Origin of the sequence: Halarchaeum sp. P4, assembly GCF_051195175.1 — an archaeon.
In the GTDB taxonomy this organism is placed as follows: domain Archaea; phylum Halobacteriota; class Halobacteria; order Halobacteriales; family Halobacteriaceae; genus Halarchaeum.
Genome location: NZ_JBNTKC010000002.1, coordinates 256,147 through 283,075 on the forward strand (window position 1 = coordinate 256,147; position 26,929 = coordinate 283,075).

Below are 26,929 nucleotides of genomic sequence, written 5' to 3' on the forward strand. Positions count from 1 at the left end.
GCAACGAATGAGTGCAGGCGGGCTAGTAGCTCAACTAGGTAGAGCGCCACTCTGATAAGGTGGAGGTTTGCGGTTCAAATCCGCACTGGCCCACTCCCTTTCCTGACGACATCGCCGCCGTCGTCGATATTCTCCTCGCGTATCGTTCCTACAGTTACGAGTCGGTCGCGAGGAGGAGGACCGACGTCGATTCCTGAGAGGCGAGCGGGCGGCCCCCAACACACGATATCGGCGGGTACGTGACGGTACTATGTTCGGGACAAAGGTCATCACGTTCCGGGGGCTGAGAATTAGCTGCCTTCGGCTGAAGGCGTCGGTCAGCGGAATGCCTCGCATGGGAACTCTGGTGGTCGGAAATCTGGCCTCCAGCAACGCCAATCGAAAATTACCACGTCATCGGAACCATCGGTCGCACCAGTAACCGGGGTGGTCTCCGGTTCGATGGACCGCAGTCGACGAGTGTGACCGGCGCCGTAGCGCGCCGGGTTCGCTCGTGACCATGAGTGACAGCCCGTATCCTGCGACCGACGCATCCCCGGATTCACCCCGGTTTTCCCCTGCTGCTCTCACTCTCGAACGGTCGCGGAGTACGAGGGAGACGATGTCGCGGTGTGACTTTCGGCGTGGAGCCGTCGCTCCCGTCACACAGCCGCTCGGTCAGAAGCCGTCAAACCGGAGACCGTTCCCCGGTTCGTCCGGTCGGCCGTGATTCCGATGGCCTGTCAACTCCCCCAGCGTTGGCTTCGTGGTCGGATTCTCGGTTACGGGGTTGTCTCCCGGCGGGGAGACCCAGTAGCCACGCCCCCGACCGAGGGCGCTCGTATCCGGGTACTCGACACGGAATGCAGTTCCGGCTGTCACACGCACTATTTCGACCCCGAGGCAGGTGTCGGGCGAGGGACACCACCCGTGTCGCGGTCATGCTGGAGGTCCGTGAAACGACGCACCGCTGCCAACATCGGGACAGGGGCCGGCGAGCACGACGTGGCGCGACGGCGCTGTTGCTACTCGGGTCGCGCTGTTGATGGACGTACTTTACTGCGCTGACGCCATAGTGACGTCGAACCGGAGATAGGACCTCCGGTTCACCGGCTGCAGCCAGTGTTCCGACGATCAGTCAACTCCCCCCGGAGTTGGCTTCGTGGCCGGATTTTCGACCACCCGGGTTGTCTCCCGTCGGGGAGACCCGGTGGTCATGCCTCCAGCCGTGGGCACTCAGATACAGTTGTCCGACACCTAATGCAGTTTCGGCTCACCGTTTGTCCTGTTTTATCACGCCCACGGGTGCGTGTGGAATAATCGAGGGGGCGCGTGTCGCTCACGAACCGAACGACACACCACCAACGACCCCGAAAGACCACCAATGAGCGAACCGTTCTCGCGGCGCACACTCGCCGTACTGCTCGTCGTCGGCATCCTCGGCCCGGGGATGGCCCACTACTACGTGAATCGCGCCGGCTTCCCGCTCGTCGCGGACGCCCTGTACGTCGGGGGCTACCTGACGGCGGTGTTCCTCGTCTGGTACGGGTGGCTCCGCCACGTCGAGCTCACAGGGTGAGTCACCGGGTGAGCAGGTCGTCGTAGCGCGCGCCGGTCTGCTTGAGCGTCTCGGTGGACGGGAGTCGGTCGTGCTCGAAGGGGAGCGTCTCGGCGGCGAGTTCGTCGACTTTGGCGTCGACGGCCTCAGGGTCGCGCCCGTGGACCATCGTGAAGAGGTTGTACGGCCAGTCCTGCTCTGGCCGTCGCGGCCGGTGGTAGCAGAGCGTGACGTAGGGGAGTTCGCCGGCCGCGACGCCGCGCGCGTCGAGTTCGTCGTCGGGGACGTCCCAGACGACCATGCAGTTCGCGTCGAACCCGGTGACGAGGTGGTTGACGACGCAGCCGATTCGCTTGATGCAGTTCGAGTCGAGGAGGTCACGGAGCGTCGCGAGCACGTCGGTGACGTCGGCACCAACGGCGTCCGCGACGTCTCGGTAGGGCGTGCGGGTGAGCGGGAGACCGTCCTGGACGGCGAGGAGGACGTCAGCTTCGAGCGACGTCAGGTCGCGGCGGGCGTCCTCGGCGACGCGGGTCGCGGAGACGTCCGTCTCCATCGCGCTCTCGCGGGCGAAGCGGTCGGTGTTGACGACGGGGAACTCGAGGTCGATGTAGTAGTCAGTGAGCATCGGCAGGTCGAGCACCGCGAGGCCGGTGCGCGCCTCGATGTCGGCGAGGATGCGGTCGCGGGTCTCCCGGGTGCCGGCGGTGACGACGAACCACATGTTCCACGGGTTGTCGCGCCGGTAGTTGTGGTTCACCTGCCGGTAGGAGTTGACGACGTCCGCCACCTCCTCGAAGCGCGACTCGGGCACGCGGAGGGCGGCGAGCGTCGAGGAGCCGATGACGGGCGGGTTGAGGACGGCGCCGAATCGACGGAAAATCCCGGCGTCGCGGAGACGCGAGACCCGCTCGTGCGCGTCGCGTTCGGTCGTCCCGAGGTCGTCGGCGACGGCGCGGAAGGGCCGTTCGACAAGCGGAAAGCCGCTCTGGTAGCCGTCGACGAGACGTGCGTCGACGTCGTCGAGGCCGTCGCGCCAGTCCTCCTCGAGCGCGGACATGCCCGTGTCTTGGCGAGCGTCGCACTACCGTGTATCGGTTCGGTGCGCGCCGCGTATGGGAGAGTTTACGGCGCACGCACGCGAACGCACGACCATGAGCGATACCGACGGTGAGTGGCCGCTGAAGCGGTTGATGAGCGAAGTCGTCGGCTCCGGACCGAAGTCCGCTGAGGACATGACGCCCGCGCAGGCGACGGAGGCCTTCGAGCGCATCCTCGCCGGCGAACCCGACCCCACGACGCTGGGTGCGTTCTGGCTGGCGAACCGATGGAAGAAGAACAATCCCGACGAGCTCGGTGCGTTCCTCGACGTGATGGACCGCGACTCCGTGACGCGCGCCGCGCCCGACTGCGACCCCGTCGACTGTGGCGCGAACTACGACGGGAAGAGTCGATCGGCGCTCCTGGGTGTGGCGGCGGGCGTCGTCGCCGCGAGCGCGGGCACGCCGGTCGTCGTCCATTCGGGCGACCGCGTCCCCTCCGCGAACGGCGTCGCGTACAAGCACGTCCTCGACGAGCTCGGCGTCGAGACGGACCTCACGCCCGCGGCGTCAGCGCGCATGACGGACGCCGTCGGCTTCGGCTTCTACTACCAGCCGAACTTCAACGCGGGCGTCCACGACCTCCTCGACCGCCGCGACGAGATGGGCGTGCGGACGTTCGTGAACACCGTGGAGACGCTCGCGAACCCCGCCGACGCCGACGTCCACCTCGGGAGCTTCTACCACCTCGCGTTCGCGAAGAAGGTCGTGGACACCGTCCGCGCGAGCGAGGAAGCGGACGTCTCGCGCGTCCTGATGTTCCAGGGGATGGAGGGCTACGACGACGTCCGGCCCGGCTCCACGACGGTCGCGGAGTGGGAGGAGGGCGCGGAGCTCGACGACTTCACCATCGAGACCGCGGAGTACGGCATGGACATCGAGAACGAGGACCTGCAGGTCGAGGACGTCGCCGGGGACTCCGCCCGACTCACGGAGGAGGTGCTCGCCGGCGAGCGCGACGACGCCTTCGCGGACGCCGTCGCCCTCAACGCCGCGCTGCGCCTCTACGCCGCCGAGGACGTCGCCGACCTCGAGGAGGGGCTGGCGGTCGCGCGCGACGCCATCGAGACGGGCGCGGCCGCGGAGACGCTCGCCGACCTGCAGGCGTTCGAAGCGTAACGCCGTCAAGGCGCGACCGAACGAGCGCTCTCGGCCGTGAGGCACCGGTGCCGTTTTCCGTTCTTGCGTCCATTACCGGGTATGAGCGACCTGACCGCCACGCTGCACACGAGCGAGGGCGACATCGAAATCGAGCTCTACCCGGAGAAGGTGCCGACGACCGTCGCGAACTTCGCGGGCCTCTCCAACGGCAAGATCACGTGGGAGGACCCGGAGACCGGCGACGTCGTCGAGAACGAGCCCTACTACGAAGACGTCCCGTTCCACCGCGTCATCGCGGACTTCATGATTCAGACCGGCGACCGCACCGGCACGGGCCGTGGCGGCCCCGGCTACACGTTCGACGACGAGTTCCACGAGGACCTCCGGCACGACGACGCCGGCACCGTCTCGATGGCGAACTCCGGGCCGAACACGAACGGCTCGCAGTTCTTCATCACGCTCGACGCTCAGCCCCACCTCGACGACCAGCACGCGGTCTTCGGGCAGGTCATCGACGGAATGGACGTCGTCGAGGACATCGGGAGCGTCCCGACCGACCGCAACGACCAGCCGATGAAGGACGTCACGCTGGAGTCCGTGAAGCTCCACGGCGACACCCGCGATCTCGACTACTCCGGCCTCGGCGTCTAGACGGACCGAACGCCTGAAGCGCCCGGAGCCCCGACGAACGAGTATGAGCGACTCGGACGACGACGACCCCGTCGACCCCTCCACCATCGGCGAGGCGAACGCGCCACCGGTCGAGGAGGCGCCGTACAAGATCATCTTCGAGGCGAACAAGTGCTTCGGCGCCGGGAAGTGCGCCGCCGTCTCCGACAACTGGGAGATGGACCTCACCTCCGGGATGGGCAAGCCCAAGACCTACTTCTTCGGCGAGGACGCCCTCGCGGACAACGTCGCCGCCGCCGAGGCCTGCCCCGCGAAGAAGGGCCCGGGCGTCATCCACGTCGTCGACCGCCGTACGAACGAGGAGGTCGCGCCCGACCCGCACGGCGACGGCACCCTCTCGGTCGACTGGTAGACACCGAAAACGGTTTGCGGCCGAGTGGACAATAACCCGCTGCGAGAGTGGCTGAGCGGCCAAAAGCGGCGGGCTTAAGACCCGCTCCCGTAGGGGTTCATGGGTTCGAATCCCATCTCTCGCACTTCTGTGGAGTGAGTTGAAACGCCGACAGTTCTTCCTGTGTCCCGTCGCATTCCCCGGGTTCGGCGACCACGTTATTGTGGGAGGCCGTCGAAGGCCGGCACATGTACGACCGAATTCTGGTCCCGACGGACGGGAGTCCGGAGAGCGAGCGCGCAATCGAGGAAGCGATCGGCCTCGCGGAACTGAACGACGCGACGGTGGTCGCGCTCTACGTCATCGACACGCGCGACTACCGCTCGCTCCCGGAGGCGAAGTGGACGGCGTTGCGGAGCGAGCTCGAGCAGGAGGGCAAGCGCGCCGTCGAGACAGTGGCGGAACGCGCCGAGGAGGCGGGCGTATCCGCCGAGACGATTATCGAGGACGGCACGCCCCACGAGGTGATTCTGGAGCGCACGCGGGACGGCGACTGCGACGCCGTGGTGATGGCGACGCACGGCCGGAGCGGCATCGACCGCTTCCTCCTCGGGAGCGTGACGGAGCGCGTCGTTCGGCAGTCGTCGGTCCCGGTACTCGTGGTGCGCGCCGAGGAGGAGGACTGACTCAGAGTAGCCGAACGACCAGCCACGCGACGCCGATGGCGACGCCGGCGCCGACGAGGTTCCCGGCAGCGTTGAGGGCGGCGCGGACGGGGTCGCCGTCCTCCCAGAGTTGTACGGTCTCGACGGCGAACGAGGAGAACGTGGTGAACGCCCCGCAGACGCCCGTACCGAGGAGGAGCGCGGCGTCGCCCTCGACACCGGCGAAGGTGAGGAGCGCGAGGAGGAAGCTCCCGGCGACGTTCACGACGAAGGTGCTCAGCGGGAACGCCGCGGCGTCCACGGACTCGCCGACGGCGGTGCGGGCGAGCGCGCCGAGCGCGCCCCCGAGGCCGACGAGCGTGGCGGTTGCGACGCCCGCGCTCACGCCGACCACCTCGTAACGCGGCGTGCGAGCGTCCGACCGGCGAGGACGGCGGCGAAGCCGAGCGCGTACGTCGCGACGACGTTCACGACGAGCAGCGGGAGTGTCGCAGTCGCGCTGTCGACGGCGAACGTGCTGTAGGTCGTGAACGAGGAGAGAAAGCCCGTGGAGACGAGGAGGCGGGCCTCGGTGGAGAGCGACCCTCGGTATATCGTCTCGTAGACGACGAAGCCGAGCAGGAACGCGCCGAGGACGTTCGCGAGGAGCGTCCCCGCGAGGCCGGGAGCGAGGAGACCCGCGAGGTAGCGACAGTTCGCGCCGGCGACGCCGCCGACGGCGACGAGGACGGCGACTTCGAGGCGCGAGCGGAGTGGCCCCGACGTGAGTGCGTGCGTGGACATGGTGAGGGATGGCGCCGGCGGGCGTCCTCGGCCGATACTACGGGCCGGGCGGACGCCTGCACCCGAGTCATTCGGCGGTGCGTCGGGCGCGCACTTACCGGCACCGGAACGCGGAGCGTCGCGGTACGCCGAGCGCAACGCCCATTTCCGTCGCCGGCGTTCGAAGGAGTATGAGCGATATCGAGCGCGAGTTCGAGGCGAGCGGGAAGTTCGAAGCCGAGGACGGCGTCTACGTGCCGACGGCGAACGACTGGGACGCGACGGTCACCGTCGAGGACGGCACGGTCTACGTGACGGTGCGCGTACCGACGCTGTCAGCGGCCGTGACCGAGCAGGAGGAGGTCGCGGACGTCGTCGAGGAGGGGTGGTTCGAGACGCTGGAACTCCGGATTGAGGACGCGACGAACGTCACACGCGCCCCGGAGGCGGAGTCGCCGACGGTGGAGCGACACGACGGCGACGTCGTCGTCGAGACGGCTATCGACGCGCGCGAGGGGAACGCCGCCGAGGACGCGCTCGCGGTGGTGAACTACGTCGAGGGGACGTGGTTCGAGGGCATCATCCCGGGCTACGACTACCGGCCGGACGTACAGGACCTGCGCGACCGCGCGGCGGGCCGCGGCCAGTCGGGCGCGAGCGCGGACCAGATTTAATCCATCGCGATGTAGGTCTCGGTGTCCTCGATGCCGCGGATGCGCTGAATCGCGTTCGCGGCGACTTCCTTCACGTCGCCGGGCGACTCCACGTCGACTTTGACGACGAAGTCGACGTCGCCGGCGACGATGTGCGCGTCGACGACGCCGTCTACCTCCCGAATTTCGCCGAGGAGCCGATCGGCCTCGCCGCTGTTGGCCTTCACCATGATGTAGGCGACGACGGTCATCAGCGCGCACCTCCTTCGCCGTCGCCGACGAGAATCTGCCTGACGTCCTCGAGGGCGTCGAACTCGCTGAGGACGCCGATGCGGTCGCCGACTTCGAGGGTGTCGTCGGGGAGCGGGAGGCCGAGCGGCTCGTTCTTCTTCCCGAAGGCGAGGACGCGCGCCCGCGAGGGGAGTTCGAGTTCGCCGACGGTGTAGCCCTTCATCGGGGCGTCCTCGGTGACGGTGAACTGGACCACTTGGAGGTTCTCAGCGAGGTCGGCGATGGCGGTGACGTTCCCGCCGAGGAGGGCGTTCTTCGCGCCGATGGCGCCGAGACGCTCTGGGTAGACGATTTCGTCGACTTCGTCGGCGTACTTCCGGTAGATGTTCTCCCGGTAGTCCTCGTCGATTCGGAGGACGGTCCGACAGCCGTGGGCCTTGGCGACCATGCAGGCGGCGAAGTTGACGTTCAGGTCGCCGGTGAGCGCGCCGACGGCCTCGGCGTCGTCGAGGGCCGCGGACTGGAGGACGTCCTCGCTCGCGCCGTCGCCGTGGACGACTTCGAATCCCTCGTTTCGTGCGCGGCTGGCCTTGTCGGCGTCGTTCTCGATGAGGACGACGTCGTGCCCCTCGTTCTGGACGACGCGGGCGGTTCGGGACCCGACGCGTCCAGCGCCGATGATGACGATTCGCATAGTATGGGTTTCGCCGGCCCCTGTGATAAATTGTGAGGTGGGGTAGCACACCAGTAGTGGTGTGGCATCGCGGGCCAAGGGTTTTTGCCGGGTGGTAGCGAACCACGCAGTATGGTCTACGCGTTCGTCATGGCGAAGACGGAGGCCGGGTCCTCCGAGGCGGTCCTGGAGGAGATACTGGCGATGGACGCCGTCGTCGACGCGCACGTCGTCGCCGGCGAGTGGGACGTCATCGCGGAAGTAGACGCCGGGGAGGTACAGGACGTCCTCGGCGCGTCCTCCTCGGGGATTCAGGCGCTCGAGAACGTCGTCGACACGAAGACGTACATCTCGATGTCCGCGTAGCCGGCTCAGACTGAATCGACGCGCTCGGCGAAGACCGTCTCGACGCGCTCGAGGACGGCCTCCGGGGACTGGGTGGCGTCGATGCGGACGAAGCGCTCGGGGTCGTGCTCAATGAGCGTCTCGTAGTTCGCGCGCACCGCCGAGAGAAACTCGACCTGCTCGAACTTGTTCGTCGCGCCAGCGCGCTCGGCGGCGGTCTGCGGGTCGACGTCGAAGTAGAGCGTCAGGTCGGGCTTCCGGGTCCAGGGCTTGTGGATGCCACGCAGGTACTCCATCGGCCGGGGAACCAGGCCGTCGAGCGCGACGCCCTGATAGGCGTAGCGCGAGTCGGAGTAGCGGTCGGAGACGACGACGTCGCCGCGCTCGAGGGCGGGTCGCACGAGCCGGGAGAGGTGAGCGGCGTGGTCGGCGGTGTAGAGGAACGCCTCCGCGACCGGGTCGGCCTCGTCGTCGCGGACGGAGCGGAGGACGGCCTCCCCGTACCACGAGTCCGTGGGTTCGCGGGTGAACGCGTAGCCGTCGTCGCGGGTGTCGCGGAGCGCCTCCCAGACGGTGGTCTTGCCGCTCCCGTCGATACCTTCGAGCGTGACGAGCATACCCGTCCTTCCCGACGTGGCGGTTTATCGGCACCGAAAGCCGGGGACCACCTTTAGGGCGTTCCCGGGCGAAACCGAACGCATGAAGGTTCTCGTCACCGGCGGCACGGGATTCATCGGCACGCACCTCTGTCGCGAACTCGTCGAGCGGGGCCACGACGTGACGGCGCTCGCCCGGACGCCGGACGCGGACGGCGTCCCCGACGGCGTCAAGGCGGTGACGGGCGACGTGACGGCCTACGACTCCATCGAGGGTTCCTTCGAGGGGCAGGACGCCGTGATAAATCTCGTCGCGCTCTCGCCGCTGTTCAAGCCGAAGGGCGGGGCGAAGCGCCACTTCGAGGTCCACCTGCAGGGCACCGAAAACGTCGTGCGCGCCGCCGAGAAACACGACGTCCGCAAGCTCGTTCAGTTGTCGGCGCTCGGCGCGGACCCCGACGGCGAGACGGCCTACATCCAGGCGAAGGGACGGGCCGAGGAGGTCGTCCGGGACTCCGAGGTGGCGTGGACGATTCTGCGCCCGTCCGTGGTGTTCGGCGAGGGCGGCGAGTTCGTCTCGTTCACGAAGACGCTGACGACGCCGCACGTCACGGGCCTGCCCGGCGGCGGGGAGACGCGCTTCCAACCCATCTGGGTCGGCGACCTCGTGGGACTCATCGCGGACTCCCTGAAGAAGGAGCACGACGGCGAGACGTACGAAGTCGGCGGCCCCGAGGTGTTGACGCTCGCGGACGTCGCAAAGGAAATCTACCGCGCGGAGGGGAAGTCGCTGACCGTCCTCTCGATACCGATGCCCCTCGCGAAACTCGGGATGTCGCTCGCCGACAACGTGCCGGTAATCCCGTTCGGCTCCGACCAGTATCGCTCGCTGCGCTTCGACAACACCGTCGCGGAGAACGACGTCGCGGCGTTCGGGCGCGACCCGGCGGACCTGAAGCGCTTCACGACCTACCTCCGCGAGCGCCAGAAGTGAGTATATAAACAGGTGATATTTGGCCGAACGTTCGGATGTAGTCACACGGGTTACGAGCGTCGAAACACCCGAAATCGTCAAATAGGGGTCCCCGTCCGACAGCCGTCATAACAACACTTATCCCTCTCATTGCACTGTTTTCACTAACTGGCACCTCATGAAACTCGCAATGATCGGCTTCGGGCAGGCCGGGGGGAAGATTCTCGACAGGTTCCTGGAGTACGACGAGCGGACCGGGAGCAACATCGTCCGGGCGTCCGTCGCAGTCAACACGGCGAAGGCGGACCTGATGGGACTGGAGCACGTCCCCCAGGAGAACCGGGTCCTCATCGGCCAGTCGCGGGTGAAGGGCCACGGAGTCGGCGCGGACAACGAACTCGGTGCGGAGATCGCCGAGGAGGACATCGACGAGATACAGGGCGCAATCGACAGCATCCCCGTTCACGAAGTCGACGCCTTCCTCATCATCTCGGGGCTCGGTGGCGGCACCGGCTCCGGCGGATCGCCCGTGATGGCGCGCCACATCAAGCGTATCTACACCGAACCCGTCTACGGCCTCGGCGTCCTGCCGGCCGGCGACGAGGGCGGCATCTACACGCTGAACGCCGCGCGCTCCTTCCGCACGTTCGTCCGCGAGGTGGACAACCTCCTCGTCTTCGACAACGACGCGTGGCGCAAGAGCGGCGAGTCGATGCAGGGCGGCTACCAGCAGATCAACGACGAAATCGTCACCCGCTTCGGTATCCTCTTCGGCGCCGGCGAAGTCGAGCAGGGCGGCGAAGTCGCCGAGAGCGTCGTCGACTCCTCCGAAATCATCAACACGCTCGCGGGCGGCGGCATCTCCACCGTCGGCTACGCCGCGGAGAGCGTCGAGGAGGAGAAGGAGAGCGGTGGCCTCCTCTCCCGGTTCACGGGCGGGGGCAGCGAGAACGACCTCGACTCGGCGAACACGACGAACCGCATCACGTCGCTCGTCCGGAAGGCCGCACTCGGGCGGCTCACGCTTCCCTGCAAGATCGAGAACGGCGCCGAGCGCGCCCTCCTCGTCACCGCCGGCCCCTCCGCATTCCTGAACCGGAAAGGCATCGAGCGCGGCCGGAAGTGGCTCGAAGAGCAGACCGGCTCGATGGAGGTTCGGGGCGGCGACTACCCCGTCGAGGACTCCGACAAGGTCGCGGCCGTCGTCCTCCTCAGCGGTGTGACGGACGTTCCCCGCATCAAGGAACTCCAGCAGATCGCCATCGAGGCTCAGGACAACATCGACGACATCCGCGGGGAGAGCGAACAGAACTTACAGGAGCTCGTCGAAGACGACGACGATGAACTTGAGCCGCTGTTCTAAACTCGCGCTCGCGGCGCTGCTCGTCCTCTCCGCCCTCGCGGTCCCGGTCGGGGCCGTCTCGGTGGACGGCAATACCCCGCCGTCCGCGCAGGTCGGGAGCCAGCAGACCGCGACGTACACGTTCACGAACCTCTACGAGCAGTACGACACCTGGACGCTGCAGGGGAGTACGGAGCTCACGCAGGTGACGTGGACGGTGACACTCTACGACCAGACGGGCGCGAAAATCGCCCAGCGCTCGCCGACGGGTCAGAGCTTCGAGCAGCAGATTCAGGCGAGCGAGGACGTGAACAAGGTGACCGTCCGCGTCGAGGGGACGGTGCCGCAGGTCTCCGAGTACAGCTTCGACCCGCCCCAGCAGATCACGTTCGCGAAATTCATGCAGGCCCAGCAGGGCGGTTCCTCGGCGGTCATCGGTCAGCCGCGGATGACGCGGCCGTACACCGAGGACAGCCAGCAGGCGCGTAACGCCATCGAGGCCGCACAGCGCGCCATCGAGAACGCCCAAGGTGCCGGTGCGGACGTCAGTGAGGAAGAGGCCCGGCTGCAGAACGCCATCTCGGCGTACAACGCGGGTAACTTCCAGAACGCGGTCTCCATCGCGAGCCAGGTCGAGAAGGACGCGCAGTCCGCGGCGTCCTCCGCGAAGACCCAACGGTGGCTCTTCGTCGGCGCGGGCGTCGTCGTCGCCCTCGTCGTCATCGGCGGCGTCGTCTGGTGGTACCTGAACCAGCGCGACAGCTACGACCGCCTCGGCTGAGGCGGCCCTTTCGCACCGTTCGGCGCGACGGACGCGCCACGCACGGTTTCACACACGTTTTCTCGAGAGTACGCCTCGGACGGCACGAACGGAGCCGTCGCTCGTTGATGACTCGTCGTCTGGAAAATCTCGCCGGGTAGGCGAGAGAGGTAATGGTTCCAATGACGTTGAGTACCTCCCCCCAGAGGTCTTCAACGCATCTCTATCTACAGGGGGATAGCACAAAGCGACTTCGACTATGATTATACCCCATGGTCGATTGAGGGGGCTATCAGTATAGCCCCCAGTGGAGTCGGGGGGGAGAGGTGGGGCCCGGCGGGCGAACCGCACGGCTTTCCACGCTCCTCGTGCTAGCCGGTGGCGATGCGGACGCTCGTGCCGTTCGACACCACGAACCCGAAGACTCGCCTCGCGGGACTCTTCTCGCCGGACGAGCGCCGCGACCTCGCGGCGGTAATGCTGGAGGACGTCCTGTCGGCAGTACGGGCGGCAGGCGGCGACCCGCTCGTCGTCGCGACGGCGGCGACGGACGCGAGCGCGCCCGTCGAGGTGGACGACCGGCCGCTGAGCGAGGCGGTGAACGCCCGCTTGGCGGCAGGAACGGCGGTGGTGATGGCGGACCTCGCACTCGCGACACCCCGGACGCTCTCGCGGTTCTTCGCGGCGAGCGGGGACGTCGTGCTCGCGCCCGGCCTCGGCGGCGGGACGAACGCGCTCGTCGTCCGCGACGCGGAGTTCGCCGTCGATTATCACGGCGCGTCCTACCTCGACCACCTGCGTGTCGCCCACGACGCCGGTCTCTCCGTTCGCGAGTTCGACGCGACGCGCCTCGCGCTCGACGTGGACGAGCGCGCGGACCTCGCGGACGTCCTCGTGCGCGGCGAAGGGGAGACGCGGGCGTGGCTCCGCGCGGCCGGCGTGCGGCTGGATCGGACGAGCGGCCGGACGGCCGTCTCCCGGAATGAGTAAGAGGGTGGCGGGTGACGCTCCGACGATGAACTCGCGCTTCCTCCGCGCGCTCGTCTCGCTCGTCGCCCTCGTTTTCGTCGCGGGCGTCGTCGGCACAGTCGTCGACGTCGCGCTGCTTGCGCTGGACGCGCCACAGTCCGTCGCGAGCCCGGTGTCGGCGGCTGTCGCGGTGACGATAACGCTCCCGCTCGCGGACGCCTACACGCCGCTCGGCCGGGGCGTCGACACGGACGCGCTTCGGGAGCGCGGCCGGGCGCGTCTCCTCGGGGAAGTCCTGCTCGCGGCCGCCGCAGCGTTCGTCGCGGGTGGGGCGCTGGCTGCTGCGGGCGTCTACCTGAACGCGATACTCGGGACGTTCATCCTCGTCGTCATCGTCGGCGTCGTCGTTGGCTACGGTTCGTTCGTCGTGCGCAACTGGGAGTTCTACCGGGACGCGTAGCCCGACGGGGCGTACACTGTCACGGTAGCAACCCTTAACGGCACAGACGAAGTAGCGGGGGGCGTGTTCCCGGGAGTCGAGGAGTACGGTGTCGACGTGCGCGTCGCCGAGCGCGACGTCGAGCGTGCGCTGGCGGTCCGCCCGTCGGACGTGGAGGCCGCTGACGAGCTCTCGTTCGCGCGCAACGTCTTCCTGCCGCTGACGACGGCGTGTCGCTACACCTGCACCTACTGCACGTACTACGACCCGCCCGGGCAGGCGTCGCTGATGACGCCCGAAGAGATTCGCGAGACGTGCCGGCGCGGCGCGGACGCCGGCTGCACTGAGGCGCTGTTCACGTTCGGCGACGACCCGGACGACCGGTATACGGAGATTCACGCCGAACTCGCCGAGTTGGGCCACGACTCGATTCACTCCTACCTCCGGGAGGCCTGCGAAATCGCCCTCGAGGAGGGCTTGTTGCCCCACAGCAACCCGGGCGACCAGACCTACGAGGAGATGGCGGAGGTCGCGGACGTGAACGCCTCGATGGGCGTGATGTTGGAGACGACCGCCGAGGTGCAGGCCCACGGCGGGCCGCGCTCGAAAGTGCCGGGCCAGCGGCTGAACACCATCGCGAACGCCGGGAAGCTCGACGTGCCGTTCACCACCGGGATTCTGGTGGGTATCGGCGAGACGTGGCGCGACCGGGCGGAGAGCTTGCTGGCGATTCGCGACCTCCACGAGCAATACGGCCACGTCCAGGAGGTCATCGTCCAGCCGGTCTCGGACAACGAGCGCTGGCACGAGGGGTCGCCGTCGCTCGCGACGATGCGCCGGGTGGTCGCGATGGCGCGCGACGTCCTCCCCGAGGAGGTGTCGGTGCAGGTGCCGCCAAACCTCTTCGATGCCCGCGAGGTTGTGGACTGCGGTGTCGACGATTTGGGGGGCGTCTCGCCCGTGACGGACGACCACGTGAACCCGGACTACGCGTGGCCGGCGCTGCGCGAGTTGAAGGAGGTCGCCGAGCACGCGGGCGTCCCGCTGCGCGAGCGCCTCCCGACCTACGAGCGCTTCCTCGACGCGGAGCGCTGGACGTCCGAGCGCGTGCGGTCGGCGCTCGAGGCGGACGACGAGGCGGGCGAACGCTATCGGGCGGTCCGCTCGGGGGCGAGTCGAGCCGCAGACTGAGTCGTCACAGGATGGTGCAAGTATTGCCCCGTCCTACGACCCGAGGGCAAGGCAGGTTCGTCCGCCACCGACCCCACTGATGCGGGTGGTGGGGTCGTACGCGTATCCCCGGCGTCACGTTCGACGGCGAGTACCGTCTCTATCCGGGAGACGTGGCACTCCTTGCATACATACGCAGAAAGAGGGTCGCGCGCGTGTAGTACCCACCTAGTGAGTCTGAACACGACCGAGCAGTGGAAACAGGAGAAGCACCCCCTCGACGTCGTCGAGGACCTCCGCGAGTACGCTGAGGAGGAACTCGGCTTCGACGACATCGAGGAACGTGCCGGCGGGGGCGAGTGGGAGCGCCTCAAGTGGGCCGGGACGTACACGCAGAAGCAGGAGGGCTACTTCATGCTGCGGACGAAGGTCCCGGGCGGCCACCTCACCCCCGAGCAGGCCGAAGTCATCGGCGAAGTCGCCGACGAGTACGCGGTCCAGCCCGACGAGGAGTACGAGGAGGTCAACGACGAGTTCTGGGGCGACGCCTACATGGACATCACGACGCGCCAGGACATCCAGATGCACTGGATCCGCGTCGAGGACATCCCCGAAATCTGGGACAAGTACGACGAGGTCGGCCTCACCACGATTCAGGGGTGTGGTGACTCCGCGCGCAACGTCCTCGGTTGCCCGGCCGCCGGCCTCGACGACCACGAGTGCTTCGACGCCCAGCCGGTCATCGACGCCGTCAGTGAGTACTTCACGAACAACCGCGAGTACGCGAACCTCCCGCGGAAGTTCAAGATGACCATCACGGGCTGCAAGCACGACTGCGCGCAGTCCCAGATCAACGACGTCGGCCTTGTCCCCGCGAAGAAGCAGGTCGAGGAGGGCGTCGTCTACGGCTTCCACGCCCGCGTCGGCGGCGGCCTCTCGGACGGCCCGCGGATGGCCTCCGAACTCGACGTCTTCGTCCGTCCCGAGGACGCGGTCGAGTTCTGTCGCGCCATCGCGCAGACGTTCAAGGAGCTCGGCGACCGACACAACCGCGGCGTCTGCCGGATGCGCTACCTCGTCGAGCAGATGGGGCCCGAGAAGTTCGAGGAAGCCGTTCGGGACCGCTGTGACGTCGACCTCCCGAACGCCGGCACCGGCCTCACCGAGGGATACACCGGCGACCACGTCGGCGTCCACGACCAGAAGGAGGACGGCCTGAAGTACGTCGGCTTCAACGTCGTCTCCGGCCGCATCGGCGGCGACGAGTTCATGCAGGCCGCGCGGGCCGCGAAGAAGTACGGCACCGAGGACTCCACGGTCCGCCTCGCCACCGACCAGAACTTCCTCATCACGCACGTCCCCGAGGAGAACGTCGAGGACCTCGTGAACGAGGAGTTCGCGCAGGACTACCAGCCCGACCCCGGCCCGTTCTCCCGCGGCGCCGTCGCCTGTACGGGCACCGAGTACTGCAAGTACGCCATCATCGAGACGAAGGCCCGCACGAAGCAGTGGGCGCGCCAGCTCGACGAGCAGATCGACACGCCCGACGACCTCGACGTCGTCCGCATGCACATGTCCGGGTGTTCGGCCTCCTGCGCACAGCCCCAGATTGCGGACGTGGGCTTCCGCGGCGAGACCGTCAAAGTCGAGACGGCAAACAACGAGGACGACGACATCGTCGAGGGCATGGACTTCGGGCTCGGCGGGAGCCTCGGCGCCGACAACGCCTTCCTCGACTGGGTGGAGACCGCCGTCCCCGCCGGGAGCGTCACCGACGCGCTCGAGGAACTCTTCGCCGCGTACACGACCGAGCGCGACGAGGGCGAGCGCTTCTACGAGTGGACGCGCCGCGTCGACAACGACCGCCTGCGCACGCTGATGCAGCGTGCCGACGGTCCCGTCTCCAAGGGGGTGGCGCACGGTGACTAAGCGCACCCCGGGCGTCCCGAACACGGGTCGCTCGACCGAGGAGTCCGAGTCCTGCGGCGACGACTGTGGGTGCTCGACGGACGCCGGCCCCAGCAAGGAGGTCCGCGCTGACGGCGCTGGTGCCGTGAACGTCGACGAGAACGGCCAGCTCGGCGACGTCGACTTCACGCCGCCGAGCGAGGGCAAGAGTCAGGACGTCGACTCGCCGGGCGCGGAGCCCGACAAGCGTGTCGGCGTCCCCGAGGGCGTCGACCTCGACACCCCGAGCTACTCGATTCGCTCGGAGATGAACGACATCGACACGCCCGACGACAAGACGTGGTTCATGGAACTCGACGAGGCGGTCATCGACGCCGACCGCTGTATCCAGTGCGGGACGTGTGTCGCCGCCTGCCCGTCCGACTCCATCGGCGTCGGCGACGACGGGAAGCCTGAACTCGTCAAGATGTGTACGGGCTGTTCGATGTGTTGGGACTTCTGTCCCCGCGGCGGCCTGCGCTACGAGCGCCAGTGGAAGATTACCGGCGGCGAGGACAACGTCTCCGGTGCCGGCGACCCCATCACGGAGTTCACCGCGAAGGTTCGGGACGACTGGCACGAGGAGGCCCAGGACGGCGGCGTCGTCACCGCGATGCTCTCGACGCTCCTCGAGGAGGGCGAAATCGACGGCGCGCTCGTCGCCACCGAGTCCGAGGAGGACCCGTGGAAGGCCGAGTCCTTCCTCGCGACCTCCCACGAGGACCTCGTCGAGAACGCCGGCTCGTTCTACAACCAGACGATGGCGCTGGGCAACCTCGACCTCGGCCAGTGGGAGCACAAGCTCCCCGAGAAGGACGCCGAGGACCTCAGCCTTGCGCTTGTCGGCACGCCCTGTGAGATCGAGGGCATCCGCGCCCTGGAGGACTTCGACTGGTCGAAGGGCGCACAGACCGAGCTCGTCGAGGCCGTCGACTACCGCATCTCCCTGATGTGTACGAAGAACTTCAACTACGAGCGCCTCATCGGCGAGCAGCTCGCCGAGAAGCGCGACATCTACCCCGAGGACATCGGGAAGATGGACGTTATCGAGGGCGAGATGCGCGTCTACGGAAAGGACGGCGAGCAGATCATCGCCGAGGACGTCAACAAGTTCCACGACGCGACCCTCAAGGGCTGTGACGAGTGTGCGGACTTCACCGGCATGACCTCCGACATCACCGTCGGCTCCGTCGGCTCCGCGGACGGCTTCTCCTCCGTCATCGTCCGCACCGAGAAGGGTATGGAGGCGTGGGAGGCCACCGAGCCGCACCTCGAACACCGCGACCTCGACTCCCGGAAGGCGGTCGGGAAGCTGCAGGGCTGGGACAAGAAGAAGGCCTTCGAGTCCCTCGAGCGGCCGTTCGACCCGGACGCCCCGCGCTTCATCGACTACACCGACCACGCCGAGTACTACGGCACGCAGGTCGCCCCGCACGACCGCGGCCACTAACTCGGACTCACACCGTCTCGGCTTCTCTCTTCGCGGTCTCTGCGTTCGGTTCTCGCGCGGCTTTTTTGTCCCGGCGCGCCGTCCGCCGAGCTGTGCCGCTCCTCCAATTCGACACGACCCTGACGCTCGATAGCGCACGGAAGGAGTCGTTCGCCGACTTCGTCCGCGAGACGTACGCCGAGCGGATGCGCACGGGGACGAGTCACGTCGCTGTGACCGTCCGCGAGCACGACGACGCGGCGCTCTCCATCGGCCGCGGCGTCGAGGGGGACTGCCTCTTCCTCGACGCCGAGGTGCGCCGCGGACGCGACGACGAGACGAAACGAGACTTTGCGCTCGCGGTCATGGAGCACGTCCACGAGGAATACGGCGTGCCGACGCCGAACCTGAAAGTCGTCTTCACCGAGCATCGGGGCCCATCGATGATGGGCTACGAGCGCGTCGGCGGCGCATGGTCGCCCGAGGAGGGTGGCGAGTAGCTATCTGTCTTCAAGGAGAGAATCCCGGCCTTCAGGCTGGATGTGAATCCGACAACACCGAGACAATCCACAGCCGACAGCAGGTCGGACATACCTCGCAATCAAATCATTAAATAACAGTAGTTACAGAGGCTATGTATGGTGATTCAGGTCACTCGCACCTACGTTGGTTCCATTCAGAACCAGCGACAAGTGCAGAGTGGACTGGATTCGCTCGGTGATTCCGCCTCGAAAATCTGGAACGTCGCACGCTGGACAGCCGACCGCATCTGGGACGCAACCGGCGAAATCCCGGACGAAGGCGTGCTGAAAGCGTATATGAAGAACCAGTCGTGCTGGAAAGACTTGAACGCACAATCCAGTCAGAAAGTCATCGAAGAACTTTCTGACGCTTTCAAGTCATGGTTCGACCTGCGACACAAGTTTGATGAGGCGAATCCGCCCGGCTACCGCAAACACGGCGACACTCGACCTAAAAGTACGGTCACGTTCAAAGCTGACGGGTTCAAACACGACCCCGAGAACAACCGCGTTCGACTCTCGAAAGGCGCGAACCTGAAAGAGTACTGGTCGGACTTCCTGCTCTGCGAGTACCAGACGCGCCCGGACGTTGATCTCTCGGAAGTCATCAAGGTGCAGAACGTTCGCGCCGTCTGGAACGGCCCCAAAGACGGATGGGAACTGCACTTCGTCTGTAAAGTCGAACTCGAAACCCCAGAGTCAGCAGGCGATGGCGTGGCAGGCATTGACCTCGGGATCACGAACATCGCCACGGTCGCTTTCCCTGATGAATACGTCCTGTATCCCGGCAACTCGGTCAAAGAGGACAAGCACTACTTCACCCAAGCAGAGTATGATACGGGAGGCGAGAGCGGCCCCTCGGAGAAATCGATGTGGGCACGCAGGAAACTTGCAGACCGTGAGACGCACTTCTACCACACGCTGACGGACACCATCATCACCGAGTGTGTCCAACGTGGTATTGGCACGCTCGCGGTGAGTTGGCCCGAAGACGTGCGAGAGTCCGACTGGGGCAAGACCGGCAACAAGAAGCTCCATACGTGGGCGTTCGATCGCATCTGCCAGTACCTCAACTACAAGGGCGAGACTCGTGACGTGAAGGTGCTGAAGAAGAACGAGTGGGATACCTCGAAGACGTGTTCACGGTGTGGTGACGACACGAGATCGAACCGTGTCGAACGTGGCCTGTACGTTTGCTCGTCGTGTGAGTTAGTAGCCAACGCGGATTGCAACGGGGCGGAGAACATGCGCCAGAAGATAACTCCGAGTCCTCACGGCGAGGATAGGAGTAACGGCTGTGTGGCACAGCCATCGACATATCTGTTCGACCGCGAGAGCGGGACGTTCCAGACGAGAGAACAGGTCGTGTCGTAGACCAGTAAATATCCCACCTGCGGTACGGGAAGCCCCGGCGTTTACGCCGGGGAGGATGTCACTCGAGGAGCCACGGCGCCCACTCGGGGAGGCGACGCCTGACGGCAGTGTACACCGCGGAGACGGGAAGTGAGAGGACGACGAGCCACTGGACCGTGCCGTCGAAGGCGACGATGCAGACGAGCGCGAGGACGCCGTGGAGCGCGAGGTCCTCGGGCGCGCCGTCCCAGCGGACCCAGTGGCGCGGCCGTACCCAACGCCGTCTGGCGCGACAGTAGACGCCGCGGTGGTCGTCGCGTATCCAGGGCTCGGGTGCGAGGCCGCCGCCGAAGGCGTCCGCGACGGAGTGGAGTGCCGCGGCGGCCACGAAGGACGCAGTGGCGACGGTGGCGGTGAGCGGGCGGAGGACGGCGAGGCCTGCGAGCGGAAGGGAGAGCAGGACGTAGTAGTCGGGATAGTGGAGGGTGCGGCGGTGCTCGCCGACGAGCAGGTCGAGGTCCGGAAACACCCCGCCGCAGAAGGCCGCGAGCGCGGCGACGGCGGCGAAACGCGGCGAGACAGGGAGAAGGAGCGCGCTCAGCGCCGCACCCATCGCCGCGTGCGTCGTGACCATCACCTGCCTACTCCCTCAGTCGAGGAGGGGTGTGCCGTCGGCTTCCGGGCCGAGTTCGGGGCCGATGACGTCCGCGTCCGGGTCGACGCGCCGGCGTTCGGTGTAGTCCGTCGAGCGCTCGACCGGCGTCCGACCGATGGCCGTAATCATCTCCGCGTAGTCGCGGAAGGAGCGGAACTCACCGTACTCGCCGCCCGCGCGCTTCGTAATCTCCTCGGAGAGGATGGTGCCCATGAAGTCGTCCGCGCCGCAGTTCAGGAGTTTCATGCCGTGCTCGTCGCCGTACTTCACCCACGAGGACTGGATGTGTTCGACGTTGTCGAGGAAGAGTCGCGCGACGGCGACCATCAGTTCGTCCTCGGCCTTGCTCGCACCGGACTCGACGACGCCGTGCTCGTGGAGCGGCGTGTTCTGGTGGACAAAGGAGAGCGGGACGAACTCCGTGATGTTGCCGGTCTCGTCCTGCAGGTCGCGAATCACCTTCAGGTGCTCGACGCGATGGGCTTCGTTCTCGACGTGGCCGTACATGATGGTCGCAGTCATCGGGAGGCCGACCTCGGCGGCGGCGCGCATCGACTCCACCCACTGCTCGGTCGTGATTTTCCCGGGACAGATGACGTCGCGCACCTCATCAACAAGGATTTCCGCCGCGGTGCCGGGCACCGTCTTCAGGCCGACGTCAGCGAGTTTGCGATAGACGTACTCGTAACCCCAATCCGCGCCGCGCTGGGCGTGATAGACCTCCTCGGGCGTCATCGAGTGGACGTGCGCGCCGGTGTCAGCCATCGCCCGAATCTGCTCGCGGTAGGTGGCGGGCGGCGTCTCGTAGCGGTCCGGCGACTTGAAGTTGAGTTCGGGGTCGTCCGCGGCGGCGAGCACCTCCCGGTGCTCCTCGTCGAGCGTCATCCCCGGGTGGAGGCCGGAGACGGACGTCACCTCGTAGACGCCGCGCTCGACGGCGTCCTTCACGATGTCGTGGGACTCCGCGGGCGTCTTCGTGAACCCGGCGTGCTCCTCCTGATAGTCTTCCTCGAACTGGTGGGCGGTGTCCTTGAAGTTGCAGAAGAGACAGCCGACGTTGCAGGCCGTCGTGACGTTGTTGTTGACGTTCGCGACGAACGTCACCTCGTCGCCGACGACGTCCGCGCGACGGCGGTCCGCGGCCTCGAGGACGAGTTCCTTGCGCCGCGGGTCGAGTCCCGCGGTGTCCGTCCCCGTCGTCATGAGTTCGATGCCGTCGTCGACGGTGAGGCGCTCGCCGTTCCGGGCCTTCGCGAGCGCATTCTCGAAGGATTGGTCGGTCTCGGGCAGTACCTCGAAGCCGAACTCGCCGGCCTCGAGCGAACTCGCCCGCTCGTCGATCCAAGACATTACTCCCAATTGCGCGCGGACGCCCAAAAGCGGGCGGGTACCGTCGGCGGAGTTGGGGAGTCGCGTCAGTCGGCGGAGAGTGCGTGCTCGTTCGTTCCGCTCACTCCGAACCGCGGCCTGCCTCCACGGCGGCGACGAGTTCCTCGGCGTTCTCGGTGATGACGTCGAAGTCGCCGCGCTCGATGGCGTCCTCGTCGATGAGCGACCCGCCGGCGCCGACGGCGATGGCGCCCGCCTCGATGTACTCCTGCGCGTTCCCGGGGCCGACACCGCCCGTGGGGATGATGGGAATCTGGCTGAGCGGGCCCTTGATGGCGCCGACGTGTGCGGGGCCGACCGTCTTCGCCGGGAAGACCTTCACGACGTCCGCGCCGGCCTCGTAGGCGGTGACGGCCTCGGTGGGCGTCATGACGCCGGGCGCGCAGACGACGCCGTAGCGGCTGCATGTCTCGATGACTTCCTCGTGGAGCGACGGCGAGACGACGAACTGCGCGCCGGCCCGGAGCGCGGCGTTCGCCGTCTCCTCGTCGATGACGGTGCCGGCGCCGACGTGGACTTCGGTCCCCTCGAAGTGGTCGGCGAGTTCGCCGATGCCCTCGATGGCGCCCGGCGAGTCGGCGGTGACTTCGATGGTGGTGACGCCGCCCTCGCGGAGGGCTTCGCCCGTCTCGATGAGCGTCTCGGGGTCGAGACCGCGCATGACCGCGACGACACCGCACTCGGCGAGTTCCTCAAGTGTCGGAAGTGACGACATACCCGTCTCTCGCGCCCGGCACGGCATAAAGGCAGGTGGGACGGAACGCACACAAACGTGTATATCTCGGCCCGGAGAAGTTGTGTGTTGGTCACGTCGATGGAAACCCCTTAGTCCCCGGGTGTCCCAGAGTCGGGTATGACGAGCGTGAAGGACCTCGTGGTCGAAGACGCCCCGACCCGTGAGGAACCCGGCCGCGGTCGGTTCGCGTTCACCGACGACTACAGCGTCTTCGACTGGGGGAAGATGCCGGACACCATCCCGCGGAAGGGCGCCGCGCTCTGCACGATGGGTGCGTACAACTTCGAACTCCTCGAACTCAACCACGTCCCGACGCATTACACCGGCGTCAAAGACCCCGAGAGCGGCGAGACGGTCGAACTCGGGAAGGCGAGTGCAGCCCCGACCGAGATGGTCATCGACCTCGTACAGGTCCCGGACCTCCCGTTCGCGGACGGCGCGTACGACTATGACGCCTACTACGAGGAGGCGGGCACGAACTACATCGTCCCGCTCGAAATCGTCTTCCGCAACACCGTCCCCGTCGGGTCGAGCCTCCGCTCCCGGGGCACTCCCGGGGAGTACGGCCTCGACTACGAGGAGTGGCCGAACGGGCCGGTCACCCTCCCCGAGCCCGTCGTCGAGTTCTCCACGAAGTACGAGGAGCAGGACCGCTACCTCTCCCGTGAGGAGGCCGACCGCGTCGCGGGCGACGCCGACGTCGACCGACTCGAGGAACTCGCGCTCGCCGTCAACCACGTCGTCACCGAGCAGGCCGCCGACGCCGGCTTCGACCACCAGGACGGCAAAATCGAGTGCGCGTACGTCGACGGCGAGATTCGGGTCGCCGACGTCGTCGGCACCTTCGACGAGAACCGCTTCGCCTACGGCGACCAGCAGGTCTCGAAGGAAGTCGTCCGCCAGTACTACAAGCGCTACGACCCCGAGTGGGTCGAGGCCGTCAGCGCGGCGAAAGCCGAGGCGGACGAACGCGGCGTCGCCGACTGGCGCGGCCTCTGCGAGGAGTCGCCGGACCCGCTCCCGGAGGACGTCATCGACGCCGTCGCCGACCTCTATCAGGCCGGCACGAACGCCTATACGGGGTCCGACTGGTTCGACGCGCCCGACGTCGAGGCGGCCGTGGACGCCGTTCGCGACCTCTAGCGTGTCAGCCACCACGCGACCGGCGGGCAGAGGACGAACGCGGGCATCGAGTAGAGCGCCTGCGAGACCGGATCGGGCGGGGCGAGGACGCCGACAGCGGCGAGGCTCGCGACTCCGCTTGCGGTGACGACGAGCGCCGCGCGCTCGGCGCGGGTGCGCGGGCGCTCCCGGTCGTGCCGGCGTCGCCACCAGAGCACGTAGTAGGGGAGTGTGAGCGGGAGGCCGGCGAGCGTCAGCACCGTCCACCAGAGTCGCGAGTCGCTGCCGCGCGCGGCGGCGTCGAGGCCGACCCAGTAGGCGGCCGCCACGCCGGTGAGGAGCGGGATGGCGGTGCTGAAGAGGGCGACGAGGAGGTACGGGGTGCGCGGGGACACGACCGGAAGAAAACTGTCGATACACAAAGTGGTTCGCCCCACTTCTTTGTCGTCGGGCACCTATCGGGCGCCATGATCGTCACGGAGTCCGCGGGTCGCTACCGGTTCGTCACGCAGCCCGACCACGCGGCGCTCGCCGGCCGGTTCGCGCGCCACTGGGCAGCCGACTCGCTCGCGGAGCCCGCCGCCCGCCACCCATTTGTCGTCGCCGCCGAACTGCACGACCAGGGGTGGAGTGACTACGACACCAGGCCGCGACTCGACGCGGACGGCGAGCCCGTCGGCTTCATCGAGACGGACGGCGAAGACTGGGTGCGCTTCTACGCGCGCGGCGTGGACGTCGTCGCCGACGTCGACCCCTACGCCGGCCTCCTCGCGTCGATGAACGCCGCGGGCCTCCGGCGCGGCGGCTACGGCGTCCGTACCCGGATTCTCGACCTGAGCGACCGGCCGCCCTTCGAAGGGTTCGTCGACGCCGAGGAGGAGCGCCAGGCCGACCTCGCCGCACGGCTCGCCGCGGACGACGGCACGCCGGTCGGCGAGCGCGAGCGCGCACTCCTCGACGCCCTCCACGCCGAGGGGTCGGCGCCCGCGGGCGCAATCACGAGTCCGCTCTGGCGGGACTACCTCCTCCTGCAGGCGCTGGACTCGCTCTCGCTCTACCTCTGCAACACCGTCCAGTTCTCGGCGACGACCGTCGAGCACGTCCCGACTGACGACGGGGACACGACCGGGATCGACGTCGAGCCCGTCGGGCCGGCGACGCTTCGGCTCGACCCCTATCCGTTCGATAACCCATCGCTCGCCGTATCGATACCGCGACGCGTCGTTCCCGTCGGCGCCGAGGACCTCGTGGAAGCGTACTTCGACGCCGACGTCCGGCGGACGGACGTGACGCTCGTGGCCTGACTGGAGCGCGAGAAAACGAGAGCAGGAGCGCCCTCAGTCGTCGGTGTGTGGTTCGGCGACGTCGACGCGCTCGGCGTCGAGGGCGTCGTCGACCGGCTCCGCGGGGTTGGCGTCGCGCGCCTCGGGCGTGAGGCCGAGCTGGTAGTCGTCGTGGTCGCCGCGGAACTCGACCTTGCCGCGGTGGACGGCGATGTCGTCGTTGAGGTGGAGGCGCAGGCTCTCGAAGAGCACTTCGGCCTCGAGGGGCTGGCCGCGGGCCTTCAGTTCGGCGCGGTCGGCGTCCGGTGGGACGTCGAAGGCGCGCTGGGCGATGATGGGGCCCTGGTCGAGGTCCGTGGTGACGTAGTGGCCGGTGACGCCCGCGATGCGGACGCCGGCGTCGAGCGCCTGCCGGTAGGGCTCCGCGCCCGGGAAGGCGGGGAGGAGGCTCGGGTGAACGTTGATGATGCGGCCCTCGTAGCGGAAGACGACGTCCGGGCTGAGGATGCGCATGTAGCGCGCGAGGCCGATGCAGTCCACTTCGTACTCATCAAGGAGTTCGAGGAGGCGGTCCTCGTCGGGTGTGCCCGAGTCGTCGCCGATGTCGTAGAACGGGACGTCGTGCTCCTCGGCGATACCCTCCAGCTCGGAGTGGTTCCCGATGACGACCCGGATTTCGGCGTCGAGTTCGTCGCGGCGCTCGAGGATGTACTCGAGAGGGTGGGACTCCTTTGTGACGAGGAGCGCGAGGCCGCGGGCGACGTCCTCGTTGGGGAAGCGGACGGTGACGTCGACGCCGAGGTCGTCGGCGATGTCGTCGAGGGAGTCGCGGAGGGTCTCGCGCGTGCAGACCATCTCGGAGATGTCCGCGTGGAGCGTCATCCGGAAGACGCCGTCGCGGACGGCCTGGTCGATGTCCTCGATGTTGATTCCGCGCTCGAACAGCGCGGAGGTGACGTTCGCGACGATTCCCGTCTTGTCTCCTCCGACGACGGTGATTTCGGCGAACTCGTTAGTCAACGGCACCACCTCCGCTCAGTATCGAACGCGGACATACAGCGTTTGGAAAGTGATGAGCGGTGAAAAGACTGACCGTCTCCGATTTGCCCGCCCTCCGGCGGGGTCGCACGAACGTGTAACACCCCGTCGTTTCAGAAGGCTTTTTGACCACGGACACGCACCACCACGCGATGAGCGCCTACACCGCGACGGTGACCGTCCGACTCAAGCGCGGCGTCCTCGACCCCGAGGCCGAGACGACGAAGCACGCCCTCGAACGCCTCGGCTTCGAGCTGGAGGCCCTGCGTTCGACTGACCGCTTCGAGCTCGACTTGGAGGCCACGAACGCGGACGCCGCCGCCGAGCGCGCCGAGGAGATGGCCGAGCGCCTGCTCGCGAACCCGACCATCCACGATTACGACGTGGAGGTCGCCGAGCGCGAATGACGGTCTCGGTGATTCGCTTCGGCGGGTCGAACTGCGACCGGGACGCCGTGCGCGCGCTCGAGGCGGTGGGCGTCGACGCCGACATCGTCTGGCACGAGGACGGCCTCCCTGCGGACACCGACGGCGTCGTCCTCCCGGGCGGGTTCTCCTACGGCGACTACCTCCGCGCGGGCGCGATGGCGGCGCGCTCGCCCATTATGGACGACGTGCGCGAGGCCGCGGAGGACGGCACACCCGTCCTCGGCATCTGCAACGGCGCGCAGATCGGCTGCGAGGCCGGCCTGACGCCGGGCGCGTTCACGACGAACCGTTCGGCGCGCTTCCAGTGCGAACACGTCTACCTGCGCGTCGAGCGCACGGACACGCCGTGGACGGCCGCCTACGAGGCGGGCGACGTCGTGGAGTTCCCCATCGCGCACGGCGAGGGGCGCTTCGAGATTCCGGACGAGGAACTCGAGACGCTGGAGGACGAGGACCGCGTCCTCTTCCGGTACTGCGACGCCGACGGGAACGTGACTGACGAGTCGAACCCGAACGGGTCGAAGCACAACGTCGCGGGCGTCCTCGGCGAGGACGAGACGGTTGCGGTCATGATGCCACACCCCGAGCGGGCGGCGCTCCCACTGCTCGGCGGCACGGACGGGCGGGGCGTGCTGCAGGGCTTCGCCTGAGCGCACGCCCTCCGGTTCCGGCGGCGTCGCGGTGCGTCCGC

At 67.4% G+C, this 26,929-nt stretch carries 32 protein-coding genes and 2 tRNA genes; 23 read left to right on the forward strand and 11 right to left on the reverse strand.

The genetic code is table 11. The features are described 5' to 3' along the window. The first annotated feature begins 19 nt into the window (after positions 1–19). Together ACQUS8_RS09440 and ACQUS8_RS09445 are read left to right on the forward strand one after the other, a co-directional pair. Positions 20–93 (forward strand) — tRNA-Ile (locus ACQUS8_RS09440). 1,270 nt (positions 94–1,363) lie between these two features. Next, positions 1,364–1,558, forward strand: a complete 195-nt coding sequence (locus ACQUS8_RS09445; RefSeq protein WP_435100075.1) for a hypothetical protein — start codon at positions 1,364–1,366, stop codon at positions 1,556–1,558. Position 1,559: 1 nt separating this feature from the next. Here the strand turns inward: ACQUS8_RS09445 and ahbB are convergent, their stop codons facing one another. Further along, positions 1,560–2,597 (reverse strand): siroheme decarboxylase subunit beta, encoded by a 1,038-nt coding sequence (gene ahbB / locus ACQUS8_RS09450; protein WP_435100078.1) that lies wholly within the window; start codon positions 2,595–2,597, stop codon positions 1,560–1,562. A 94-nt stretch (positions 2,598–2,691) separates the two neighbouring features. Between ahbB and ACQUS8_RS09455 the strand changes: the two genes are divergently transcribed. The 5 genes from ACQUS8_RS09455 to ACQUS8_RS09475 all read left to right on the forward strand — a co-directional run bounded on the left by ACQUS8_RS09455 (position 2,692) and on the right by ACQUS8_RS09475 (position 5,445). Continuing rightward, on the forward strand, positions 2,692–3,756 hold the full coding sequence (locus tag ACQUS8_RS09455; RefSeq protein ID WP_435100081.1) for an anthranilate phosphoribosyltransferase: 1,065 nt from the start codon (positions 2,692–2,694) through the stop codon (positions 3,754–3,756). An 81-nt stretch (positions 3,757–3,837) separates the two neighbouring features. Next, on the forward strand, positions 3,838–4,389 hold the full coding sequence (locus ACQUS8_RS09460; protein WP_435100084.1) for a peptidylprolyl isomerase: 552 nt from the start codon (positions 3,838–3,840) through the stop codon (positions 4,387–4,389). 43 nt (positions 4,390–4,432) lie between these two features. Beyond that, positions 4,433–4,780, forward strand: a complete 348-nt coding sequence (locus tag ACQUS8_RS09465) for a ferredoxin (RefSeq protein ID WP_435100087.1) — start codon at positions 4,433–4,435, stop codon at positions 4,778–4,780. 41 nt (positions 4,781–4,821) lie between these two features. Further along, positions 4,822–4,904, forward strand: a tRNA-Leu gene (locus ACQUS8_RS09470). Between the two features lie 103 nt (positions 4,905–5,007). Beyond that, complete coding sequence (locus tag ACQUS8_RS09475) at positions 5,008–5,445, forward strand: universal stress protein (protein ID WP_435100090.1); 438 nt, start codon at positions 5,008–5,010, stop codon at positions 5,443–5,445. A gap of 1 nt (position 5,446) precedes the next feature. On the opposite strand, the gene crcB is transcribed toward ACQUS8_RS09475, so the two are convergent. Further along, entirely contained in the window at positions 5,447–5,809 is a 363-nt protein-coding gene (crcB, locus tag ACQUS8_RS09480) for a fluoride efflux transporter CrcB (protein ID WP_435100093.1), read from the reverse strand. After that, positions 5,806–6,207 (reverse strand): fluoride efflux transporter FluC, encoded by a 402-nt coding sequence (locus ACQUS8_RS09485; protein ID WP_435100096.1) that lies wholly within the window; start codon positions 6,205–6,207, stop codon positions 5,806–5,808. Before ACQUS8_RS09485 ends, crcB begins: the two co-directional genes overlap by 4 nt. A 170-nt stretch (positions 6,208–6,377) precedes the next feature. On the opposite strand from ACQUS8_RS09485, the gene ACQUS8_RS09490 reads away from it, so the two are divergent. Continuing rightward, positions 6,378–6,860, forward strand: a complete 483-nt coding sequence (locus ACQUS8_RS09490) for a DUF5813 family protein (RefSeq protein ID WP_435100099.1) — start codon at positions 6,378–6,380, stop codon at positions 6,858–6,860. Here the strand turns inward: ACQUS8_RS09490 and ACQUS8_RS09495 are convergent. After that, complete coding sequence (locus tag ACQUS8_RS09495; protein WP_435100102.1) at positions 6,857–7,090, reverse strand: Lrp/AsnC ligand binding domain-containing protein; 234 nt, start codon at positions 7,088–7,090, stop codon at positions 6,857–6,859. The two genes, ACQUS8_RS09490 and ACQUS8_RS09495, sit on opposite strands and share 4 nt — an antisense overlap. After that, positions 7,090–7,764, reverse strand: coding sequence for a potassium channel family protein (locus ACQUS8_RS09500; RefSeq protein WP_435100105.1), 675 nt, complete (start codon positions 7,762–7,764; stop codon positions 7,090–7,092). Before ACQUS8_RS09500 ends, ACQUS8_RS09495 begins: the two co-directional genes overlap by 1 nt. A 111-nt stretch (positions 7,765–7,875) precedes the next feature. Here ACQUS8_RS09500 and ACQUS8_RS09505 point away from each other — a divergent pair, with 111 nt between their 5' ends. After that, complete coding sequence (locus tag ACQUS8_RS09505) at positions 7,876–8,109, forward strand: Lrp/AsnC ligand binding domain-containing protein (protein ID WP_435100108.1); 234 nt, start codon at positions 7,876–7,878, stop codon at positions 8,107–8,109. 5 nt (positions 8,110–8,114) lie between these two features. Here the strand turns inward: ACQUS8_RS09505 and tmk are convergent, their stop codons facing one another. Continuing rightward, a complete protein-coding gene (gene tmk / locus ACQUS8_RS09510) occupies positions 8,115–8,705 on the reverse strand; it encodes a dTMP kinase (protein WP_435100110.1) in 591 nt (196 codons plus the stop codon). 82 nt (positions 8,706–8,787) lie between these two features. Between tmk and ACQUS8_RS09515 the strand changes: the two genes are divergently transcribed. The 10 genes from ACQUS8_RS09515 (at position 8,788) to ACQUS8_RS09560 (ending at position 19,608) form a co-directional block, all read left to right on the forward strand. Next, positions 8,788–9,678, forward strand: coding sequence for a complex I NDUFA9 subunit family protein (locus tag ACQUS8_RS09515; protein WP_435100113.1), 891 nt, complete (start codon positions 8,788–8,790; stop codon positions 9,676–9,678). A 157-nt stretch (positions 9,679–9,835) separates the two neighbouring features. Further along, positions 9,836–11,020, forward strand: a complete 1,185-nt coding sequence (locus ACQUS8_RS09520; RefSeq protein ID WP_435100116.1) for a tubulin/FtsZ family protein — start codon at positions 9,836–9,838, stop codon at positions 11,018–11,020. Continuing rightward, entirely contained in the window at positions 10,998–11,780 is a 783-nt protein-coding gene (locus tag ACQUS8_RS09525) for a hypothetical protein (protein ID WP_435100119.1), read from the forward strand. Before ACQUS8_RS09520 ends, ACQUS8_RS09525 begins: the two co-directional genes overlap by 23 nt. A 363-nt stretch (positions 11,781–12,143) precedes the next feature. Next, on the forward strand, positions 12,144–12,749 hold the full coding sequence (cofC, locus tag ACQUS8_RS09530) for a 2-phospho-L-lactate guanylyltransferase (RefSeq protein WP_435100121.1): 606 nt from the start codon (positions 12,144–12,146) through the stop codon (positions 12,747–12,749). A 25-nt stretch (positions 12,750–12,774) separates the two neighbouring features. After that, positions 12,775–13,188: a hypothetical protein gene (locus tag ACQUS8_RS09535; protein ID WP_435100124.1), complete on the forward strand. Its 414-nt coding sequence runs from the start codon at positions 12,775–12,777 to the stop codon at positions 13,186–13,188. A 63-nt stretch (positions 13,189–13,251) separates the two neighbouring features. Beyond that, positions 13,252–14,358 (forward strand): 7,8-didemethyl-8-hydroxy-5-deazariboflavin synthase subunit CofG, encoded by a 1,107-nt coding sequence (cofG, locus tag ACQUS8_RS09540; RefSeq protein ID WP_435100127.1) that lies wholly within the window; start codon positions 13,252–13,254, stop codon positions 14,356–14,358. 216 nt (positions 14,359–14,574) lie between these two features. Next, positions 14,575–16,266 (forward strand): nitrite/sulfite reductase, encoded by a 1,692-nt coding sequence (locus ACQUS8_RS09545; RefSeq protein WP_435101026.1) that lies wholly within the window; start codon positions 14,575–14,577, stop codon positions 16,264–16,266. Beyond that, complete coding sequence (locus ACQUS8_RS09550) at positions 16,259–17,734, forward strand: Coenzyme F420 hydrogenase/dehydrogenase, beta subunit C-terminal domain (RefSeq protein WP_435100130.1); 1,476 nt, start codon at positions 16,259–16,261, stop codon at positions 17,732–17,734. The genes ACQUS8_RS09545 and ACQUS8_RS09550 overlap by 8 nt, the downstream gene beginning before the upstream one ends. A 92-nt stretch (positions 17,735–17,826) precedes the next feature. Further along, complete coding sequence (locus tag ACQUS8_RS09555) at positions 17,827–18,213, forward strand: tautomerase family protein (protein WP_435100133.1); 387 nt, start codon at positions 17,827–17,829, stop codon at positions 18,211–18,213. Between the two features lie 138 nt (positions 18,214–18,351). Continuing rightward, the gene (locus ACQUS8_RS09560; protein ID WP_435100136.1) at positions 18,352–19,608 is read left to right on the forward strand and encodes an RNA-guided endonuclease InsQ/TnpB family protein; all 1,257 of its coding nucleotides are present in this window, start codon (positions 18,352–18,354) and stop codon (positions 19,606–19,608) included. Between the two features lie 58 nt (positions 19,609–19,666). Here the strand turns inward: ACQUS8_RS09560 and ACQUS8_RS09565 are convergent, their stop codons facing one another. From ACQUS8_RS09565 to ACQUS8_RS09575, 3 genes are all read right to left on the reverse strand, one after another. Beyond that, positions 19,667–20,221: a metal-dependent hydrolase gene (locus ACQUS8_RS09565; protein WP_435100139.1), complete on the reverse strand. Its 555-nt coding sequence runs from the start codon at positions 20,219–20,221 to the stop codon at positions 19,667–19,669. Between the two features lie 15 nt (positions 20,222–20,236). Further along, a complete protein-coding gene (cofH, locus tag ACQUS8_RS09570) occupies positions 20,237–21,592 on the reverse strand; it encodes a 7,8-didemethyl-8-hydroxy-5-deazariboflavin synthase subunit CofH (protein WP_435100142.1) in 1,356 nt (451 codons plus the stop codon). 100 nt (positions 21,593–21,692) lie between these two features. After that, positions 21,693–22,346: a bifunctional 4-hydroxy-2-oxoglutarate aldolase/2-dehydro-3-deoxy-phosphogluconate aldolase gene (locus ACQUS8_RS09575; RefSeq protein WP_435100145.1), complete on the reverse strand. Its 654-nt coding sequence runs from the start codon at positions 22,344–22,346 to the stop codon at positions 21,693–21,695. A 138-nt stretch (positions 22,347–22,484) separates the two neighbouring features. On the opposite strand from ACQUS8_RS09575, the gene ACQUS8_RS09580 reads away from it, so the two are divergent. Then, positions 22,485–23,510: a phosphoribosylaminoimidazolesuccinocarboxamide synthase gene (locus ACQUS8_RS09580; RefSeq protein WP_435100148.1), complete on the forward strand. Its 1,026-nt coding sequence runs from the start codon at positions 22,485–22,487 to the stop codon at positions 23,508–23,510. Here ACQUS8_RS09580 and ACQUS8_RS09585 read toward each other — a convergent pair. Next, entirely contained in the window at positions 23,507–23,884 is a 378-nt protein-coding gene (locus ACQUS8_RS09585) for a hypothetical protein (protein WP_435100151.1), read from the reverse strand. The two genes, ACQUS8_RS09580 and ACQUS8_RS09585, sit on opposite strands and share 4 nt — an antisense overlap. A 72-nt stretch (positions 23,885–23,956) precedes the next feature. Between ACQUS8_RS09585 and ACQUS8_RS09590 the strand changes: the two genes are divergently transcribed. Then, entirely contained in the window at positions 23,957–24,793 is an 837-nt protein-coding gene (locus ACQUS8_RS09590) for a DUF3891 family protein (protein ID WP_435100154.1), read from the forward strand. Between the two features lie 33 nt (positions 24,794–24,826). On the opposite strand, the gene ACQUS8_RS09595 is transcribed toward ACQUS8_RS09590, so the two are convergent. Beyond that, positions 24,827–25,792, reverse strand: coding sequence for a formyltetrahydrofolate deformylase (locus tag ACQUS8_RS09595; protein ID WP_435101028.1), 966 nt, complete (start codon positions 25,790–25,792; stop codon positions 24,827–24,829). Positions 25,793–25,962: 170 nt separating this feature from the next. Here ACQUS8_RS09595 and purS point away from each other — a divergent pair, with 170 nt between their 5' ends. Next, on the forward strand, positions 25,963–26,217 hold the full coding sequence (purS, locus tag ACQUS8_RS09600; RefSeq protein WP_435100157.1) for a phosphoribosylformylglycinamidine synthase subunit PurS: 255 nt from the start codon (positions 25,963–25,965) through the stop codon (positions 26,215–26,217). After that, positions 26,214–26,888, forward strand: coding sequence for a phosphoribosylformylglycinamidine synthase I (purQ, locus tag ACQUS8_RS09605; RefSeq protein WP_435100160.1), 675 nt, complete (start codon positions 26,214–26,216; stop codon positions 26,886–26,888). Before purS ends, purQ begins: the two co-directional genes overlap by 4 nt. The last annotated feature ends 41 nt before the right edge of the window (positions 26,889–26,929 follow it).